Origin of the sequence: Kitasatospora sp. NPDC085464 (assembly GCF_044541955.1) — a bacterium.
Lineage (GTDB): Bacteria > Actinomycetota > Actinomycetes > Streptomycetales > Streptomycetaceae > Kitasatospora.
In genome coordinates this window covers 13,191-30,718 of the sequence record NZ_JBITTM010000033.1, presented here as the reverse complement: position 1 = coordinate 30,718, position 17,528 = coordinate 13,191, and the positions used below count along the sequence as shown (strand labels likewise).

13 protein-coding genes and 1 tRNA gene are annotated in these 17,528 nt (G+C 73.0%); 7 read left to right on the top strand and 7 right to left on the bottom strand.

What is annotated here, in order from left to right; all coding sequences use genetic code 11:
• Window positions 1-47 precede the first annotated feature (47 nt).
• From ettA to ACIGG8_RS27680, 3 genes are all read right to left on the bottom strand, one after another.
• Window positions 48-1,712 (bottom strand): energy-dependent translational throttle protein EttA, encoded by a 1,665-nt coding sequence (gene ettA, locus ACIGG8_RS27690; RefSeq protein ID WP_396551525.1) that lies wholly within the window; start codon window positions 1,710-1,712, stop codon window positions 48-50.
• A 222-nt stretch (window positions 1,713-1,934) separates the two neighbouring features.
• Complete coding sequence (locus ACIGG8_RS27685; RefSeq protein ID WP_350521495.1) at window positions 1,935-3,374, bottom strand: Cys-Gln thioester bond-forming surface protein; 1,440 nt, start codon at window positions 3,372-3,374, stop codon at window positions 1,935-1,937.
• Between the two features lie 374 nt (window positions 3,375-3,748).
• The gene (locus ACIGG8_RS27680; RefSeq protein WP_396551524.1) at window positions 3,749-4,327 is read right to left on the bottom strand and encodes a single-stranded DNA-binding protein; all 579 of its coding nucleotides are present in this window, start codon (window positions 4,325-4,327) and stop codon (window positions 3,749-3,751) included.
• 634 nt (window positions 4,328-4,961) lie between these two features.
• On the opposite strand from ACIGG8_RS27680, the gene ACIGG8_RS27675 reads away from it, so the two are divergent.
• Window positions 4,962-5,037 (top strand) — tRNA-Arg (locus tag ACIGG8_RS27675).
• Between the two features lie 258 nt (window positions 5,038-5,295).
• Here ACIGG8_RS27675 and ACIGG8_RS27670 read toward each other — a convergent pair.
• Window positions 5,296-5,907 carry a TetR/AcrR family transcriptional regulator gene (locus ACIGG8_RS27670; RefSeq protein ID WP_396551523.1) on the bottom strand — a complete coding sequence of 204 codons (612 nt, stop codon included), beginning with the start codon at window positions 5,905-5,907 and terminating at the stop codon, window positions 5,296-5,298.
• A 77-nt stretch (window positions 5,908-5,984) separates the two neighbouring features.
• Here ACIGG8_RS27670 and ACIGG8_RS27665 point away from each other — a divergent pair, with 77 nt between their 5' ends.
• Entirely contained in the window at window positions 5,985-6,533 is a 549-nt protein-coding gene (locus tag ACIGG8_RS27665; RefSeq protein ID WP_396551522.1) for a GNAT family N-acetyltransferase, read from the top strand.
• 180 nt (window positions 6,534-6,713) lie between these two features.
• On the opposite strand, the gene ACIGG8_RS27660 is transcribed toward ACIGG8_RS27665, so the two are convergent.
• A complete protein-coding gene (locus ACIGG8_RS27660; RefSeq protein WP_396551521.1) occupies window positions 6,714-8,228 on the bottom strand; it encodes an MFS transporter in 1,515 nt (504 codons plus the stop codon).
• A 169-nt stretch (window positions 8,229-8,397) separates the two neighbouring features.
• On the opposite strand from ACIGG8_RS27660, the gene ACIGG8_RS27655 reads away from it, so the two are divergent.
• Both ACIGG8_RS27655 and ACIGG8_RS27650 read left to right on the top strand, forming a co-directional pair.
• Window positions 8,398-9,093: a TetR family transcriptional regulator gene (locus ACIGG8_RS27655; protein WP_396551520.1), complete on the top strand. Its 696-nt coding sequence runs from the start codon at window positions 8,398-8,400 to the stop codon at window positions 9,091-9,093.
• A 35-nt stretch (window positions 9,094-9,128) separates the two neighbouring features.
• Complete coding sequence (locus ACIGG8_RS27650) at window positions 9,129-9,938, top strand: enoyl-CoA hydratase/isomerase family protein (protein ID WP_396551519.1); 810 nt, start codon at window positions 9,129-9,131, stop codon at window positions 9,936-9,938.
• 76 nt (window positions 9,939-10,014) lie between these two features.
• Here the strand turns inward: ACIGG8_RS27650 and ACIGG8_RS27645 are convergent, their stop codons facing one another.
• Window positions 10,015-11,241, bottom strand: coding sequence for an acyl-CoA dehydrogenase family protein (locus ACIGG8_RS27645; RefSeq protein ID WP_350521502.1), 1,227 nt, complete (start codon window positions 11,239-11,241; stop codon window positions 10,015-10,017).
• A gap of 148 nt (window positions 11,242-11,389) precedes the next feature.
• Between ACIGG8_RS27645 and ACIGG8_RS27640 the strand changes: the two genes are divergently transcribed.
• The gene (locus ACIGG8_RS27640) at window positions 11,390-12,016 is read left to right on the top strand and encodes a TetR family transcriptional regulator (protein WP_350521503.1); all 627 of its coding nucleotides are present in this window, start codon (window positions 11,390-11,392) and stop codon (window positions 12,014-12,016) included.
• A gap of 118 nt (window positions 12,017-12,134) precedes the next feature.
• Window positions 12,135-13,589 carry a cellulase family glycosylhydrolase gene (locus ACIGG8_RS27635; protein WP_396551518.1) on the top strand — a complete coding sequence of 485 codons (1,455 nt, stop codon included), beginning with the start codon at window positions 12,135-12,137 and terminating at the stop codon, window positions 13,587-13,589.
• A 19-nt stretch (window positions 13,590-13,608) separates the two neighbouring features.
• On the opposite strand, the gene ACIGG8_RS27630 is transcribed toward ACIGG8_RS27635, so the two are convergent.
• Window positions 13,609-15,633: a M3 family metallopeptidase gene (locus ACIGG8_RS27630; protein WP_396551517.1), complete on the bottom strand. Its 2,025-nt coding sequence runs from the start codon at window positions 15,631-15,633 to the stop codon at window positions 13,609-13,611.
• Window positions 15,634-15,786: 153 nt separating this feature from the next.
• Between ACIGG8_RS27630 and ACIGG8_RS27625 the strand changes: the two genes are divergently transcribed.
• Entirely contained in the window at window positions 15,787-17,499 is a 1,713-nt protein-coding gene (locus tag ACIGG8_RS27625; protein ID WP_350521506.1) for a bifunctional 3'-5' exonuclease/DNA polymerase, read from the top strand.
• The last annotated feature ends 29 nt before the right edge of the window (window positions 17,500-17,528 follow it).

Genomic DNA, 17,528 nt, shown 5'->3' with positions numbered 1-17,528 from the left:
AGGCCGCCCCGGAGGGCAGTCTGCCGGGCCGTTGTGTCGACTGGGTGTCAGCCTCGGGTCAGCTTCTTGTACGTGGCCCGGTGCGGACGGGCGGCGTCGGCGCCGAGCCGCTCGATCTTGTTCTTCTCGTAGGACTCGAAGTTGCCCTCGAACCAGAACCACTTGCTCTCGCCCTCGTAGGCGAGGATGTGGGTGGCCACCCGGTCCAGGAACCAGCGGTCGTGGGAGATGACCACGGCGCAGCCGGGGAACTCCAGCAGGGCGTTCTCCAGCGAGGAGAGCGTCTCGACGTCGAGGTCGTTGGTGGGCTCGTCGAGGAGCAGCAGGTTGCCGCCCTGCTTGAGGGTGAGCGCCAGGTTCAGGCGGTTGCGCTCACCGCCGGAGAGCACGCCGGCCGGCTTCTGCTGGTCCGGGCCCTTGAAGCCGAAGGCCGACACGTAGGCGCGGGACGGCATCTCGACCTGGCCGACGTTGATCCAGTCCAGACCGTCGGAGACGACCTCCCAGAGGGTCTTCTTCGGGTCGATGTTGGCGCGGCTCTGGTCGACGTAGCTGATCTTGACGGTCTCGCCGACCTTGACCGTGCCGCTGTCCGGGGTCTCCAGGTCCTGGAGCATCTTGAACAGGGTGGTCTTGCCGGCGCCGTTCGGGCCGATGATGCCGACGATGCCGTTGCGCGGCAGGGTGAAGCTGAGGTCGTCGATCAGGACCTTCTCGCCGAAGGCCTTGTTGAGCTTCTCCACCTCGATGACGACGCTGCCCAGGCGCGGGCCCGGCGGGATCTGGATCTCCTCGAAGTCCAGCTTCCGCATCTTGTCGGCCTCGGCCGCCATCTCCTCGTAGCGGGCCAGACGGGCCTTGGACTTCGCCTGGCGGCCCTTGGCGTTGGAGCGGACCCACTCCAGCTCTTCCTTGAGGCGCTTGGCGCGCTTCGCGTCCTTCTGGCCCTCGACCTTCAGACGCGACTGCTTGGTCTCCAGGTACGTGGAGTAGTTGCCCTCGTACGGGTAGGCGCGGCCGCGGTCGAGCTCCAGGATCCACTCGGCGACGTTGTCGAGGAAGTACCGGTCGTGGGTGACGGCCACGACGGTGCCCTTGTACTTCTCCAGGTGCTGCTCCAGCCAGTTCACCGACTCGGCGTCCAGGTGGTTGGTGGGCTCGTCGAGCAGCAGCAGGTCGGGGGCCTCCAGCAGCAGCTTGCAGAGCGCGACGCGGCGCTTCTCGCCACCGGAGAGCTTGGTGACCGGCCAGTCGCCGGGCGGGCAGCCCAGGGCGTCCATGGCCTGCTCCAGCTGGGCGTCCAGGTCCCAGGCCTCGGCGTGGTCCAGGTCCTCCTGGAGCTTGCCCATCTCGTCCAGCAGCGCGTCCGAGTAGTCGGTCGCCATCAGCTCGGCGATCTCGTTGAAGCGGTTGAGCTTCCCCTTGATCTCCTTGACGCCGTCCTCGACGTTCTCCAGGACGGTCTTGGACTCGTCCAGCGGCGGCTCCTGGAGCAGCATGCCGACGGTGAAGCCGGGCGACAGGAAGGCGTCGCCGTTGGAGGGCTGCTCCAGGCCGGCCATCATCTTCAGCACGGTGGACTTACCGGCACCGTTGGGGCCCACGACGCCGATCTTCGCTCCGGGGAGGAAGCTGAGCGTCACGTCGTCAAGGATGACCTTGTCTCCGTGAGCCTTGCGCACCTTGCGCATCGTGTAGATGTATTCCGCCACGTGAGATCGCTCCGGCGTCGTCGGGAGTATTCGGCTTGCAGCGTTCCATTGTGCCGCACCCGGCCGCGGGCCCCGAACCGCCGGGGTGCCCCTCGGGGGTATCCCCGGGCGGTCTTCGGCCCCCCGTCGACACAAAGGCCCGGCCCCCCGCAGCGAGCGGGGGGCCGGGCCTCTCTGTCTCAGGGCCTCAGGCGGTCATCGCCTCGGGGCCCGTGGAGCGGGTCAGGCGGTGGTGCGACCGTGGCGGCCGCGACGGCGCAGGACGAAGACGGCGGCGCCACCGGCCACGACCAGGCCACCGGCGACGGCGGCGAGGATCGGGGTCGAGTCGTTGGCACCGGTCTGGGCCAGGCCACCGGTGCCCGGGGCGGTGCTGGTCGGGGCCGGGGTCGGGTGGCCGGCGCCGGTGCTCGGGGTGCCCGACGGGGTGCCGGTCGGGGTGCCCGACGGGGCCGGGGTGGACGGGCCGGGGGTCGGCGTGGTGCCGGTGCCGGTCTTGCAGTCCAGGACGCCCTTGAACTCGCGGCTGTAGCCGTTCGGGCCGGTGACGGTGATGTCGTAACCGGTCTTCTCGGCGACCTGGACGAGCACGCTCTCGGTCTTGCCCGGCTGGACGGTCAGCTGCTGCTTGCCGACCGTGACGGTGCCGGCCTCGTCGCCACCGTTGGTGACGGAGACGCGCACGCCGCCGTTGGCGCACTCGACCTTGGCGGTGCTGTCGATCAGCGCGCCCTTGCCCTGCTTCCAGGTGGCCTTGGCGGCGTCGGCGACGTTGAGCTTGCTGGAGCCGGCCAGGATCATGGTCTGGCTGTGCTCCTCACGGGTGTAGCCCTTGCTGAGGAAGACACGGCCGCTGGGCACCACGGTGGAGGCGCTGGCGTTCACCGTGACCGAGCCGTCCGGGGTGCCGGCCGGCACGTCCAGGAACAGCTGGGTGTCCTTGGCGATCGGACCGGCGAGCGAGGCGCCGACCGGCTTGTTGTCCTTGTCCAGCAGCTTGACCTTGTCGGCGGCGTCGCCACTGACGGCCAGCTTCACCTCGGAGGCGCTGGAGTTCAGCGTGAACGGGCCGAGCTTGGCGCCGGACTTGCCGGAGACCGAGTCCGGGCTGAGGGTCAGCGACGGCTTGGGCTCGGCGGCGATGCCCTTGTTGGCGGCGCCGGTCAGGTAGTCGCGCAGCTTCTTGGCGTTCTCGTCCTGCGGGACGGCGTTCTTGTTGTCCGAGTACTTCCAGATCGCGGCCTGGGTGCCCGCGGCGGCGGCCTCGGGGCTCAGGGCGGCCGCACCGGCGGCCTTGGCGAGCGCCGTGAGGTCCTTGACCTGCGGGTAGGAGTTCTCCAGGATCCAGCGGATCTTGGCGGCGGCCTCGACCTTGTTCTTGTCGCCGAGGGAGCTGGAGGCCCAGTCGGACTCCTGGTACTGGATCTTCTTCCGGATGTCCACCGGGAAGCCGAAGTCGATGCAGTACGTCTGCAGCTCACCGTCGGCGGTCTTGAGGGTGAAGAGACCGCCGTCGACGGTGCCCTCGCCCTCGACGTTGATCTTCTCGCCGAGCATGGTGTTCTGCACCACGGCGGTCACACCCGCACCCGGGGTGTCGGCCGCGACCGCCGCACCGGCCGCGAACAGGCCTCCGCCCAGCGCCAAGCTGGTCGTGAGCATGACAGTGGTTATCCGGGACAGACTCCGCCCCTGCCTCTGGAACATCTGGGATCCCTCCGGGACAGGCCACACCCGATGGGGACAGCCTGCCGACTTGCCGTGCCGCGCGTGCCCGGTGTGGCACTGCTGCGGGTATGAACCTGACGAATCCTATTGACCCCCAGAGGCCCCGAAACCCCCATGCGAAATCAGGACGATTCCGTATCTGTATCGTTATCAACCCTCTCAGGATCCACACAAGCTGACGGTCGGCCAGAAAATTCTCACCCGACTTTCCGTTATCCGGTCGGATTGCGCGTGCGGGCGCAACAACCTTCTCGATCAACATATTTGTCGACAGAGAAGGGTCACCGACCGGTCAGTTCGGTACCCGATCAGTCACCCCGATCCGCCACCCCCGACTCCCCCTCGGACGCCTCGCCCTGCCCACCGGTCGGCGGCCGCGCGCCCGCCGGCAACGCCCGCGGACCGGGCGCCAGGGCGACCGCGGCGGCCCTGCGCGCCTCCAGTGCGCTCACGATCCACTCCGGCACCGACTCGCCCCCGCCCTCCGGCCCGGCCCGGCCCGCGCCACCCGGGGGCTGCCCGCGCACCCCGGTCGCCCAACGGAACGCCGAGGTACCGCGGGTGAGGTCGTGTCCGACCGATCGGGCGTCGATCTCGGCCCGACTGCGTTTCGCCTCCCCCTCCGCCCACTCCCGCACCCGCAGCCGACCGCTCACCAGCACCGGATCGCCCTTCGCCAGCGAGCCGATCAGGTTCACCGCCAGCGCCCGCCAGGCCGTCACCGTCACCCACTGCGTCTCGCCGTCCACCCAGCACTCGCGCTGCCGGTCGTACCGGCGCTCGGTGCAGCCGAGCCGGAAGTTGGCCATCGGCACCCCGCCGGCGGTTTCCCCGTAGCTCACCTCCGTCGCGACATTGCCGACCACCGTCACATGGGCCTCGTTCACGGCACACTCTCCGTTCTCGCCGATGCACCGTACGGAATCGACCGGTGCGCCTTGAGCGTGCACTTCAGGAGAAATCCGGGCCAGTGACTTCCGAAATCCTGTGGATAACTTGGCCATCGCGGAACAGTTGTCACTCGCAGGGGTGAATTTCGGCCTTCGGGGGGTCGCTTCGCCCCCATCTCTTCGCGGCCATGACAACAAACCCGCTGATCGCCGCCCCGAGCGGCGCGCGCCGGAACACCCGCCGAGGGCCGTCCGCGCACGTCATCCGACCGGTGCAACCGCCATTACCGCCCCCCACCCGCACCATCGGCGGCACATTCTCCGTGTCGAATCCATAACGGGTGAGGAGGCAGCCCCGTAACGACTGCACAACGTCCGGCGCGGAACACTCCCAGACCGCTGCACTCACGGCCTTCACCTGCGATTATCGGACCGCTCCACCGAACCGACACACCAACGACGGTGTCGTCACACCCGGCCGAGGAACTGGACACCCTTATCCTGTCCCCGACAGGGCGAGGGGCCACCACCCCCACCCCCACCCTCAGGTACGGGCCGGACAACGCGCGCCCCGGCGCTCGTCGCCCGATCCCGGCCACGGTCACGCCCACCCCCGGGCGTCGCCCGTCCCGCCCCCATAGCTCAGCGGATAGAGCACCCGCCTTCTAAGCGGTAGGTCGCAGGTTCGAATCCTGCTGGGGGCACCACCCGCAATTCCCGCAGGCCATCGCGCCGATCGCGACCATGTGTAGTCGCGCCGGTTCTCCCGGTAATGCCAAACACCCACCGCGCATAACCCGTGACAATGCGTGTCATGACCGCTTCGAAAACCGCGGCCAATGCCGCCGGTTCCGGAATCGAACGGCTCGGACGGTCCCGCCGGGCTCCGCGAACGGCGGAATCCCGGGCGAATCCCGGGCGAATCCCCCACCCGGGAGCATTCCGGCTGCCCGCCGGAGGGCGGGTCAGGCCGCCAGCCCGGCCAGATGGGCGTCCAGCAGGGCGATCTGCCGCTCCGGCGGGAACTCCCCCGGGGCGAACAGCGCCTGCACCACCAGCCCGAGCACGAAGGCCTGCGCACCGGCGGCGACTTCGGCCGGGTCGGCCTGCGCCGGGAGCTCCCCGAGCCGCTGGGCGTCCGCGACGATCTCCGTGAGCGCCACCCGCGAGCGGGCGTAGCGGCCCGCGTGCGCGTCCGCCAGCTGCGGATCGGCCAGGGCGTGGTCCCAGGAGCCGACCCAGATCCGGTTGCCGGCCGCGGCGTCCGCGTCCAGCGGCAGGACGTCGAGCAGCGCCGCCCGCAGCCGGGGCAGCCCGGCAGGCGGCGGCGGGCTGCCGTCGGCGGGCGCGGTGCGCCGGGGCCGTTCGCCCGAGCGCCGGTCCAGTTCCTCCAGGGCGTGGCTCAGCAGCGCCCGCTTGTTCGGGAAGTAGTGCGTCAACAGTCCCGTGGAGGCGCCCAGTTCGGCGGCGACCGCGCGCAGGGTCAGCCCCTCGAAGCCCCGGGTGGAGAGCACCCTCCACACCCCCTCGGACACTTCCGAGCGGCGGGCGTCATGGTCTCCACGGGCCGGTGTCATGGGGGCTATCGTACATACCAAACGTTTGTTATGAATGATTCCGACCAGCCCGTGCACCGCCCCCGAAAGGCCCGCCCGTGTTTGCCGTACAGCTCACCGACCACGCCGAACTGCGCCCGCTGGAGCCGTGGCAGGCCCCGGAGTTCCTGGCCCACATCGACCGGGCCCGTTCCCACACCGACCCGTGGATCCCCTGGGCCACCTTCTCCACGGACCTGGACTCCGCCCGCGCCACCCTGCAGCGCTACGCCGACGGCCAGGCCGCCGACCAGAAGCGGATCTTCGGCATCTGGAAGGACGGCACGCTGGTCGGCGGCGTCATGTTCGTCGGCTTCGACACCAAGTCCGGCGTCTGCGAGATCGGCGCCTGGACCGAGCCGGCCGGCCAGGGCGGCGGGCTGATCACCGCCGCCGTCCGGCACCTGCTCGACTACGCCTTCGTCACCCGCGGCCTGCACCGGGCCGAGTGGTGGTGCACCTCCGTCAACGCCCGCAGCCGCGCCGTCGCCGAGCGGGTCGGCATGAAGCGGGACGGCGTGCTGCGCGAGTGGTACCTGCACAACGGGGTCCGCCTCGACAAGGAGATCTGGGCGATCCTGGCCCACGAGTGGTCCGCCCAGGCCTGAGGCCCCGGCGGGACCGAGGCCCCGGCAGGCATGGGCCCCGGCGGGACCGAGCCCGGAGCCGGGGCGGCGGGAGCGGACACGACAGGGGCCCGGTGGACTCCCCCGCAGTCCACCGGGCCCCTGCCCGCCCCGGGCGTTCCGCCCCCCGACCGCTCAGGCCGTTCAGGCCGCTCGGGCCGTTCAGGCCGCGAGCACCGGCCGCTGCTCCTCGGAGCGCTCCTCCGCCGCCCCGGTCCCCGTGCCCCCGGCCGCCCGCAGCCGCAGCGCCAACAGCAGCGCCAGCGTCAGCAGCCCGCCCGCCGACACGAACACCACGTCCACGGCGTCCGTGAAACTGCCCAGCGCGTGCTCGCGGGCGGCCCCGGCCAGGGTGCGGAGCGCGCCGAACGACCCGCCGGGCTCGCCGGCCTCGTAGACCCGGGCCAGCACGGTGCCGAACAGCGCCGCGCCGAGCGCGCTGCCGAGGGTCTGGAAGAAGCGCACCCCGGTGGTCGCGACGCCGAGCTGGTGGGCGGGCGCGGCGGCCTGCACCAGCATCACCAGCTGGCCGATCAGCTGCCCCAGCCCGCAGCCCAGCAGGGCGAGTTCGGCCAGCACCACCCACAGCGGGGTGGTCGGTCCGCTGAGGCCGAGCAGGAGCAGGGCGAGCGCCGCGAGGCCCGCGCCGGCCACCAGGAAGGTCTGCGGCAGGTGGCCGCGGGCGGTCAGCTTGCCCACCAGCAGGCCGACCGCGGTCATCCCGGCCGCCATCGGGACGAGGTAGAGGCTCGCCGAGGTCGGGGCCACGCCGCGGGCGAGCTGCAGGTAGATCATCACGTAGACGATCGAGCCGGTCATGGCCATCCCGACCAGGCCCTGGATCGCGAAGCCGAGGCGCACCGCGCGGATCCGGAACAGCGACAGCGGCAGCACCGGCTCGGCCGCGGTGGCCTGGCGCCACAGGAAGAGCGCGAACGCGGCCAGGGTCGCGGCGGCGAGCCCGAGGATCACCGGGGAGGTCCAGGCGTAGTCCTTGCCGCCCCATTCGGTGACCAGCAGCAGCCCGGTGGCGAAGGCGGCGGCGAGGGCCGCGCCGAGGAAGTCCAGGCTGCGGCGCCCGGCCGAGGCGGGCAGTTTGAGCACCAGGGCGGCGCCGACCACGACCAGCAGGCCGATCGGCAGGTTGACGTAGAAGATCCAGCGCCAGCTGAGGTGGTCGGTGAACAGCGCGCCGATCAGCGGGCCGATCGCCATGCCGAGGCCGGCGACGACCCCGCCCACCGCCCCGCCCTTCCCGCCGCCCGCGTCCTCCGGGTCCTTGAGGTGGGCGATCACCACCATGGTGACGCTCATCAGTCCGCCGCCACCGATCCCCTGGACGGCCCGGAAGGCGATCAGTTGTCCCATCGTCTGGGCGGCCCCGCAGAGCGCCGAGCCGAGCAGGAAGGCGCCGACCGCGCCGAGCAGCACGCGCTTGGCGCCGTAGAGGTCGCAGAGCTTGCCGTAGAGCGGGAGCAGCGCGGTGGCGGCCAGGGCGAACGCGCTGACCAGCCAGGGCAGCCGGTCGACGCCGTGGACGGGGTCGAGCTCGCGGACGATCGGCACGCTCACCGCCGACACGATGTTCATGTCGAGCACGGCCAGCACGATCGTGACCAGGCAGATCAGCATGCCCAGCTTGCGCTGGGCCGGTGTCATCAGGGCGGTGGGCGCCATCGTCGAATCCCCCCGGGGTCGTCGGAGTCCGCCCGGACCGGTGCGGTCCGGCGGGAACGGCACCACCATGACAGGATTCTTGGACCCGGTCAATCCTTGATCCCGGGCCACATTTCATCCGAGCCAATCAATGAGCCTGGTCAATCGTTGTTCCTGGTACAGTTCGGCCATGGCGTCCCCTTCCGGCTTCGAACGCGGCCTCGATCACGGCTTCGACCTCGACGCGCTCCCGCTGCGTGAGCGCAAGAAGATCCAGACCGGCATCCGGCTCTGGCGCACCGCCGTCGCGCTGTTCGCCGAACGGGGCTTCGACCAGGTCTCGGTGGCCGAGATCGCGGCCGCCGCCGACGTCTCCAAGATGACCGTCTTCAACTACTTCCCCACCAAGGAAGACCTGGTCATGGGCCCGATGGAGCAGCACCTCGACGAGCCGGCCCGGGTGGTGCGCGAACGCGCCCCGGGCACCTCGGCGGTGGCTGCGCTGCGCGAGCAGTTCCTCACCGCGCTGGGGGAGTTCGACCCGGCCACCGGGCTGAACGACGACCCGGTCGTGCTCGACGTGGTCCGGGTGATCCACCGGACCCCGGCCCTGCTGATGCGCGCCACCGCCGGCTTCGACCAGAAGGCGCAGACCCTGCTGGCCGCCGAACTGCTCGCCCAGGACCCGGCCCACGACGAGCTCACCGCCAGGGTCGCCGCCGCCCAACTGCTGGCCGCCCGGCTGACCCTGACCGGCGAGAACCAGCGCCGGATGCTGACCGGCGAACGCGCCGAGGACGCGCTGCCCGCCGCGCTCGACGCGACCCACCGCGCCTTCGCCCTGGTCGAACGGGGACTCGGGGACTACTGCGCCGACACGCCTTGAGAAGGTGTGCGCACCACGATCATCCGGAGGTACGCATGGACCAGCCCTTGCTCACCCGGGGTCGCACCCCGCTGTCCACCGACGTCGACGGCCTGCTCGCCCACATCGGTGAGGACGGCGTCGCGGTGCTGACGTTCTCGCGCCCGCTGCGCCGCAACGCCATCACGCTGGCCATGTGGCAGGCCCTGCCCAAGCTGCTGTTCCGGATCGCCGAGCAACCGGGCGTGCGGGTCCTGCTGGTCACCGGCGCCGACGGCACCTTCAGCGCGGGCGCGGACATCGACGAACTCGCCGAGGTCTACGGCGACCCGGACCGCGCCGACGACTACCACGCCGTCAACGTGGCCGCCGAGGAGGCCCTGGCGGCCTTCCCGCACCCGACGATCGCGGTGGTGCACGGCGCCTGCGTCGGCGGCGGCTGCCAGTTGGCGGTCGCCTGCGACCTGCGGTTCGTCGCGAACGACGTGCGGATGGGCATCACCCCGGCCAAGCTCGGCGTGGTCTACCCGGCGGTGCCGACCCTGCGGCTGGCCCGGCTGGTGGGCCCGTCCCAGGCCAAGTACCTGCTGTTCTCCGGCGAGTTGGTGCAGGGCCTGCGCACCACCGTGATCGGCCTGGCCGACCGGGTCGTCCCCGCCGGCGAACTGGACGGGAACGCGCTGGAGTTCGCCCGGCTGCTGACCCGGCGCTCGCCGCAGACCATCGGCGCCGTCAAGGCCGCGCTGTCCGTCCCGCCGGAGCAGGCGGCGCAGGCGCTGGAGCCGTGGGAGCGCCGCTCCCGCGAGGCCTCGGACGTCCACGAGGGCCTCGCCGCGTTCCTGGAGGGCCGCCCGCCCCGGTTCTGAGCCCCCGGAGCGTCGGAAACAGGCCGTCCCGCGCCGCACCCCCCACGGGGTCGGCGCGGGACGGCCTGCGGACCGCTCAGCGGATCGGCATCCCCGAGATCGCCCGGGCGATCACCAGCCGCTGGATCTCGCTGGTGCCCTCGAAGATCGAGTAGATCGCGCTGTCCCGGTGCATCCGCTCCACCGGGTACTCCCGGGTGAAGCCGTTGCCGCCGAGGATCTGCATCGCCTGCGCGGTGACGTACTTGGCCGTCTCGCCCGCGTACAGCTTGGACATCGAGCCCTCGGCCGCGGTGAACGGCTGGTTGTTGACCGCCATCCAGGAGGCCCGCCACACCAGCAGCCGGGCCGCGTCGATCCGGGTCTTCATGTCGGCGAGCTGGAAGGCCACGCCCTGGTTGTCGATGATCGGGCGGCCGAACTGCTCGCGCGTCTTCGCGTAGTCCAGCGCCACCTCGTACGCGGCCCGGGCGATGCCGATCGCCTGCGCGCCGACGGCCGGGCGGGAGGCCTCGAAGGTGGCCATCGCCGCGTTGCCCTTGGCGCCCGGGCGCTTGACGCCCTCGCGGGCCCGGGCCAGCCGCTCGTCCAGCTTCTCCTTGCCGCCGAGCAGGCAGCTGCCGGGCACCCGGACGCCGTCCAGCACCACCTCGGCGGTGTGCGAGGCCCGGATGCCGTGCTTCTTGAACTTCTGGCCCTGGCTCAGTCCGGGCGTGCCCGGCGGGACGACGAAGGAGGCCTGTCCCTTGGCGCCGAGCGCGGGGTCGACGGTGGCGACCACCACGTGGACGGCGGCGATCCCGCCGTTGGTGGCCCAGGTCTTGGTGCCGTGGAGCACCCACTCGTCCTTGGCCTCGTCGTACACCGCACGGGTGCGCAGCGCGGAGACGTCGGAGCCGGCGTCCGGCTCGGAGGAGCAGAAGGCGGCCACCTTGACGTCCTCGGGGGTGCCGAACATCTGCGGGGTCCAGGTGCCGATCTGCTCGTCGGTGCCGTTGGCCAGCACCGCGACGGCGGCCAGGGTGGTGCCGACGATGGACAGCCCGATGCCCGCGTCGCCCCAGAACAGCTCCTCCATCGCGATCGGGATGCCGACGCCGGAGGGGTCGAAGTACTGCTGGGCGTAGAAGTCCAGGGAGTAGATGCCCAGCTTGGCGGCCTCCTGGATGACCGGCCAGGGGGTCTCCTCGCGCTCGTCCCACTCGGCGGCGGCCGGGCGCATCACGTCGGCGGCGAAGCCGTGCAGCCAGTCGCGTACGGCGAGCTGGTCCGCGCCCGGGTCCAGCGAGAACGTGCTGCTCATGGGTGCTTGCCTCCGAAGACGTGGTGCGGCCGACCGGGGTGTTACCTCGGGTAACATCGTCGGAGTCTGCTACTGATTGGTAACCGGTGTCAACGCCCGCGACCGGTGTCGACACCGAGTCGGCCCCCCCACTTCCGAGGAGCAGCGCATGTCCCGAGAGCCCCGCCGCGAGCAGCTGCTCAACGCCGCCGACCGGGTCATCCAGCGCGAGGGGCCTAGCGCCAGCATGAACGCCATCGCCGCCGAGGCCGGCATCACCAAGCCGATCCTCTACCGGCACTTCGGCGACCGGAACGGCCTGATCAGAGCCCTCACCGAGCGGCACACCGGCGGCCTGCTGGCCGCCGTCCGCGCTGCCCTCGCCGAGCCGCTGGAGCGCCGCGACCGGGTCGAGCACGTGCTGGACACCTACCTCGCCGGGATCGAGGCCCGGCCCCAGGTCTACCGGCTGCTCACCCACCCCGAGCCGGGCGACCCGAGCGGCGCCGGCAACGCACTCGCCCCCGCGCTCCGGCAGATCGCCGAGGAGATCACCCGGGCCGTACAGAGCCAGGTCGACCTCGGAGCCGACCGCGACCTGCTCGCCGAGGCCTGGGGCCGGGGCATCACCGGCATGGTGCTGGCCGCCGGGGACTGGTGGCTGGAGACCAAGCCCTGCTCGCGCACCCGGATGGTGCAGGCGCTGGCCGACCTGCTCTGGGGCCGCCTGGCCGCCGCCGCGGACCTGCCGACCGCCGTCCTGCCGACCGCCCCGGCCGAGCCCGCGGCGGACTGACCGCCCCGCCCGCACCGACCTCCCGCGGCCGAACTCCCCTTTCGCGCACGACCCTTGTGCAGGGGGCCGCAGCACGGGCATCATCGGGGCCCCCACCCCCCGCCGTGCGAGGTCCCCGATGCGCCTGCGCCGCACCGCCGTTGCCCTGCTGCTCGCCGCCACCGCCGCGCTGACCGCCGCTCCGGCGCAGGGCGCGCCGAACCCGGCCCGGGCCGCCGCGACCGCGCACTTCCCCACCGGCACGGCCACCTCCCCCGACGGCCGCACCGCCCTCACCGACGCCCGCGGCCGCCGGCTCGGGCTGCGCGGCTTCAACCTCGACAAGTACGCCGAGGCCACCGAGGCCGACCTCCGGTCCGTCGCCGCCCAGGGGTTCACGCTCGTCCGGCTGCCGGTCTCCTGGACCAGGCTGGAGCCGCGGCGCGGCCACCTCGACGGCGCCGAGCTGCAGCGCCTGCAGCGGCTCCTCGACTGGGCCGACCGCCTGAACCTGCTCGTCCTGGTCGACTTCCACCAGGACGTCTACGGCCCGGAGTTCGGCGGCGGCACCAACGGCATCCCGGTCTGGGCCACCCGGGACGACGGCCTGCCCTTCACCCCGGACCCGGACGACTGGTTCGCCGGCTACTTCCAGCCCGCCGTCCAGGCCGCCTTCCGCCACCTCTACGACGACCCCGACCTGCGCGCCTGGCAGGCCGACTTCTACACCCGGCTCGCCCGCGAACTGCGCGGCCACCGCTCGCTGTTGGGCTACGACCTGTTCAACGAGCCGTTCGGCCCGGTGGACGGCGACCCGAGCGACCCGGCGGTGCTGGCCGCCGCCTCCGCCGCCCTGGAACAGGGCCGGCTCGCCGACATGTACCGCCGCCTGATCGCCGCCGTGCGCCGGGCCGACACCCGCGCCTGGCTGTTCGTGGAACCGACCGTCCTGGTCGGCCAGGGCGTGCCGACGCAACTGCCCGGCTTCACCGACCCCCGCCCCGGCTCCCCCCGGCTCGGCTACGCGCCGCACTTCTACTCCACCGCCGTCGAGAACGGCGCCGACTGGGACCCGTCCGACGGCTTCGTCGAGCAGTACGCCGCCGCGATCACCGCCTACCCCGCCGCCCACCGCCTGCCGGTCCTGGTCGGCGAGTGGGGGCCGCCGGACTCCCGCCGGCCGGGCAACCGCCTGCTGGTCCGCCGGCAGGTCGCCGCGATGGACGGCTTCGCCGAGGGCTGGACGATGTGGTACTGGTGCCGGGGCGCCGGCGGCTACTGCGCGCTCGACCCGGCCGGGCACCCCGCCCCCGGCGACGAGCCCGCCTTCGGCCCGTACCCGGCCGCCGTGGCCGGCACCGCGGTCCGCACGGACGGCGACACCGTCCGCTGGAGCGCCGACGGCACCGGGCACGGCAGCGAACTCGTCCTGCCGCCCGCCGCGTTCCCGCACGGCGCGGGCGTCGCGGTCTCCCCCGCCGACGCCCGCGTCGAGGTCGAGCAGCCCTCGGACGGACACGCGGGAACCGTAAGGATCCGGCTCCCGCACGCCCGACCGGGCACCGCCGTGACGGTCACCCTCACGGCCCGGTGAGGCCCCGCCGGGCCCCGCGCTACAGCAGCCCCCGGCGGGCCAGCAGCGGCTCGGTCTCCGGCGCCCGGCCGATCACCGCGCGGAAGGACTCCAGCGGGTCCCGGCTGAACCCGCGCGCCAGCAGCTCGCGCCGGAACACCTCGCCGCTCTCCCGCACCGGCCGCCCGTTGCCCTCGAACCACTGCACGGTGTCGGCGTCCAGCACCTCCGACCAGATGTAGGCGTAGTACGCCGCGCTGTACCCGCTGGCGAAGACGTGCTGGAAGTACGTCGTCCGGTAGCGCGGCGGGATCGCGTCCACCCCGACCCCGGCGGCCGCGAGCGCCCGGGACTCGAACTCCTCGGCGTCCGCGATCTCCTCGCCCTGCGGCACGGTGTGCCAGGCCCAGTCCAGCAGCGTGGCCGCCAGGTACTCCACCGTCCGGAAGCCCTGCCCGAAGCCCTCGGCCGCCGTCATCCGCTCGACCAGCCCGGCCGGCAGCGGCTCCCCGGTCTCGTGGTGCCGGGCGTAGTTGGCCAGCACCTCCGGCCGGACCATCCACATCTCGTTGACCTGCGACGGGAACTCCACGAAGTCCCGGGGCACCGAGGTGCCCGAGAACAGCGGGTACCGCACGTCCGAGAACAAACCGTGCAGCGCGTGCCCGAACTCGTGGAAGAGCGTGCGCACCTCGTCCCAGGACATCAGCACCGGCTCGCCGGGCGCCGGGAGCGGGATGTTGAGGTTGTTCAGCACCACCGGCCGCCGCCCGGTCAGCGCGGACTGCTCGACCAGCGAGTCCATCCAGGCACCGCCGCGCTTGGACGCCCGGGCGTGGAAGTCGCCGACGAACAGGCCCAGCGCGGTGCCGTCCTCCTCGAACACCTCGAAGACCCGCGCGTCCGGGTGGTGGGCCGTCAGGTCCGGCCGCTCGGTGAAGCTCAGGCCGTACGCCAGGTTCGCCGCGAAGAACACGCCGTCGCGCAGCACCCGCTCCAGCTCGAAGTACGGGCGCAGCACCGCCGCGTCGACCTGGAAGGAGCTCTGCCGGACCTTCTCCGAGTAGTACGCCCAGTCGTGCGCGGCGATCTCCCCGATCCCGTCCGCGGCGGCCGCCGCGGCCAGCTCGGCGGCCTCCCGGCGGGCGTTGGCCACGGCCGGCCCGACCAGCCGGGCCAGCAGGGCGGAGACCGCCTCGACCGTGCCCGCCGTCTCGTCCGCCACCACGTACGCGGCGTGGCTCGGGTGCCCCAGCAGCGCGGCCCGCTCGGCGCGCAGCCCGGCCATCCGGATCGCGATCGGGCCGTTGGCCTCGATGCCCCGGCCGAGCGAGGCGGCGAGCAGCCGCTCGCGCACCGAGCGGTCGGTCAGCTGCGCGAGTTCGGGCTGACCGGAGGTGTTCTTCAGGCTCAGCACGTACTTGTCCTCGTGGCCGAGCACCCGGGCGTTCTCCGCCGCGCCGGCGATCGCGCCCTCGGACAGCCCGGCCAGCTCCGCCGCGGAGTCCAGCACGAGCGCGTTGGCCCGGGTCGCGGCGTTCACGTTCTGCTGGAACGTGGTGCCCAGCGCGGCGAGTTCGGCGTTCAGCTCGCGCAGCCGGGCCTGCTCGGCCTCGCCCAGCCGGGCCCCGGATCGCTCGAAGCCCGTGTACCGGCGCTCCAGCAGGCGCAGCGACTCCGGGTCCAGGCCGAGCTCCGTGCGGGTCCGGTACAGCGCCTCGATCCGGGCGAACAGCGCGCGGTCCAGGTGGATCGCGTCGTGGTGGGCGGCGAGCAGCGGGCTGACCTTGGCCTCCACCTCGTCCAGCAGGTCGGTGGTGTCCGAGGAGGACTGGTTGCGGAACACCGCGTCCACCCGGCGCAGCAGCTCCCCGGAACGCTCCAGGGCCACCAGGGTGTTCTCGAAGGTCGGCAGGCTCCGGTCGGCGGTGATCGCCGCGATCTCGGCGAGCTGCTCGGCCATCCCGCGCTCATAGGCGGGCAGGTAGTGCTCCTCCCGGATCTCCGCGAAGGGGGGCAGCTCGTAGTCCAGCGTGCTGGGCCGGAAGAACGGGTTCTCGGTCATTTCGCCGACCATACGCGGTGTCACCCGCCCTGCCTATGCGGCCCGAGCCCGTTGTCGTACCCACCCGTTAACGTCAGCGGAGGACACCCGCAAGCCCGCACATCCGTGCCCGTACCCGCACGCCCGACCGCGCGCCGGAGAGGAGCAGCCCCCGTGGCACCCAGGACGGCCCTCGCGCCCGACCCGCACGGCCCCGGCGGCCGCCTCCAGCCGCTGGACGACGCCGGCGCCCCGCTCGGCCCGCCCGAAACCGTCCGCGACCTCGCCGCCGCGGTCGCCGCCCGGGAGGCGGCCGGGCAGACCCGCTGGGTCTGGGCCGCCGCCGACTCCGCGTACGCCCCGCTGCTGGCGCGGCTGCCGGACCGACTCGCCCGCTGCCACGACCTGCGGCTGGTCGAGGCGCTGCTGCTGGCGCACGAGGGCCGGTTCGGCGCGCCGCGCTCGCTCGGCGCCGCCTGGTGCCGGCTGCGCGGCCTGCCCGTCCCGGCGGACCTGGCCGAGCCCGGCCCGGCCGACGCCGACGGCGGCCAGGACACCCTGTTCGCCCCCGACCGGCTGCAGCTGCCCCCGGGCGCCGACCCGCTGGCCGCCGTGGTCGCCGTCCACGCGGAGCAGCAGCGCCGGATCGCCGCGATCGCCGAGCCGGGCGCCCGGCAGCGGTTCCGGCTGCTGGTCGCCGCCGAGTCGGCCGGCGCCCTGGTGGCCGCGGAGATCGCGTACGACGGCCTGCCCTGGCGCACCGACGTCCACGACCGGCTGCTGACCGAACTGCTCGGCCCCCGCCCCGCCGTCCCCGGCACCCAGCCGCGGCGGCTCGCCGACCTCGCCGTCGAGCTCCAGGAGGCCCTCGGCGCCAAGCCGTTCAATCCCGACTCGCACACGCAGGTGCTGCGCGCCTTCGGCGAGGCGGGCATCCAGCTCGGCTCCACCCGGTCCTGGGAGCTCAAGGGCATCGACCATCCGGCCGCCCGGCTGCTCGTCCGCTACAAGGAGCTCGCCCGGATCCACGTCGCGCACGGCTGGGCCTGGCAGGACGCCTGGGCCCGCGGCGGCCGCTTCCGGCCCGAGTACGTGGTCGGCGGCGTGGTCTCCGGCCGCTGGGCCAGCCGCGGCGGCGGCGCCCTGCAGATCCCGCGCATCCTGCGCCGGGCCGTGGTCGCCGACCCGGGCTGGCTGCTGGTGGTCGCCGACGCCGCCCAGCTGGAGCCCCGGGTGCTGGCCGCGCTCTCCCAGGACGCCGGGCTGGCCCGCACGGCGGCCGGCGGCGACCTGTACGAGGCGCTCGCCGCCACCGCCTTCCAGGGCGACCGCGAGAAGGCGAAGCTCGGCCTGCTCGGCGCCATGTACGGGCAGACCAGCGGCGACATCGGCCCGCTGCTGAACACCCTGCGGCGCCGCTACCCGGCCGCGATGGGCTACGTCGAGGCCGCCGCCCGCACCGGCGAGGACGGCGGCGTGGTCGCCTCCCGGCTCGGCCGGGTCTGCCCGCCGGCCTCCGCCGACTTCCTCGACCTGACCGAGGCCGACGCCGCGGGCGAGGCCGGCGGCCGCACGGCCCGCGCCCGGGGCCGCTTCACCCGCAACTTCGTCATCCAGGCCAGCGCCGCCGACTGGGCGCTCGCCCTGCTCGCGGCGCTGCGCCGGCGGCTGGGCGAGCTGCCCGCGACCGGCCCGGCGGACCGCCCGCACCTGGTGTTCTTCCAGCACGACGAGGTGATGGTGCACACCCCGGCCAACCTCGCCGACGACGTGGCCGCCGCCGTCGCCGAGGCGGCCGAGGAGGCCCGCCGGCTGGTCTTCGGCGACACCCCGGTGCGCTTCCCGCTGACCACTGCGGTGGTGGACTGCTACGCCGACGCCAAGTGACGCCCCCGGCCGATGCCCACGTGACGCCG

What these genes read in the sequence shown, in the direction of transcription:
- ACIGG8_RS27685 (WP_350521495.1), bottom strand. Translation starts at nt 3,374, where the DNA reads ATGCTCACGACCAGCTTGGCGCTGGGCGGAGGCCTGTTCGCGGCCGGT.
- ACIGG8_RS27670 (WP_396551523.1), bottom strand. Translation starts at nt 5,907, where the DNA reads ATGACACCGGCCCGTGGAGACCATGACGCCCGCCGCTCGGAAGTGTCC.
- ACIGG8_RS27660 (WP_396551521.1), bottom strand. Translation starts at nt 8,228, where the DNA reads ATGGCGCCCACCGCCCTGATGACACCGGCCCAGCGCAAGCTGGGCATG.
- ACIGG8_RS27655 (WP_396551520.1), top strand. Translation starts at nt 8,398, where the DNA reads ATGGCGTCCCCTTCCGGCTTCGAACGCGGCCTCGATCACGGCTTCGAC.
- ACIGG8_RS27650 (WP_396551519.1), top strand. Translation starts at nt 9,129, where the DNA reads ATGGACCAGCCCTTGCTCACCCGGGGTCGCACCCCGCTGTCCACCGAC.
- ACIGG8_RS27645 (WP_350521502.1), bottom strand. Translation starts at nt 11,241, where the DNA reads ATGAGCAGCACGTTCTCGCTGGACCCGGGCGCGGACCAGCTCGCCGTA.
- ACIGG8_RS27640 (WP_350521503.1), top strand. Translation starts at nt 11,390, where the DNA reads ATGTCCCGAGAGCCCCGCCGCGAGCAGCTGCTCAACGCCGCCGACCGG.
- ACIGG8_RS27635 (WP_396551518.1), top strand. Translation starts at nt 12,135, where the DNA reads ATGCGCCTGCGCCGCACCGCCGTTGCCCTGCTGCTCGCCGCCACCGCC.
- ACIGG8_RS27630 (WP_396551517.1), bottom strand. Translation starts at nt 15,633, where the DNA reads ATGACCGAGAACCCGTTCTTCCGGCCCAGCACGCTGGACTACGAGCTG.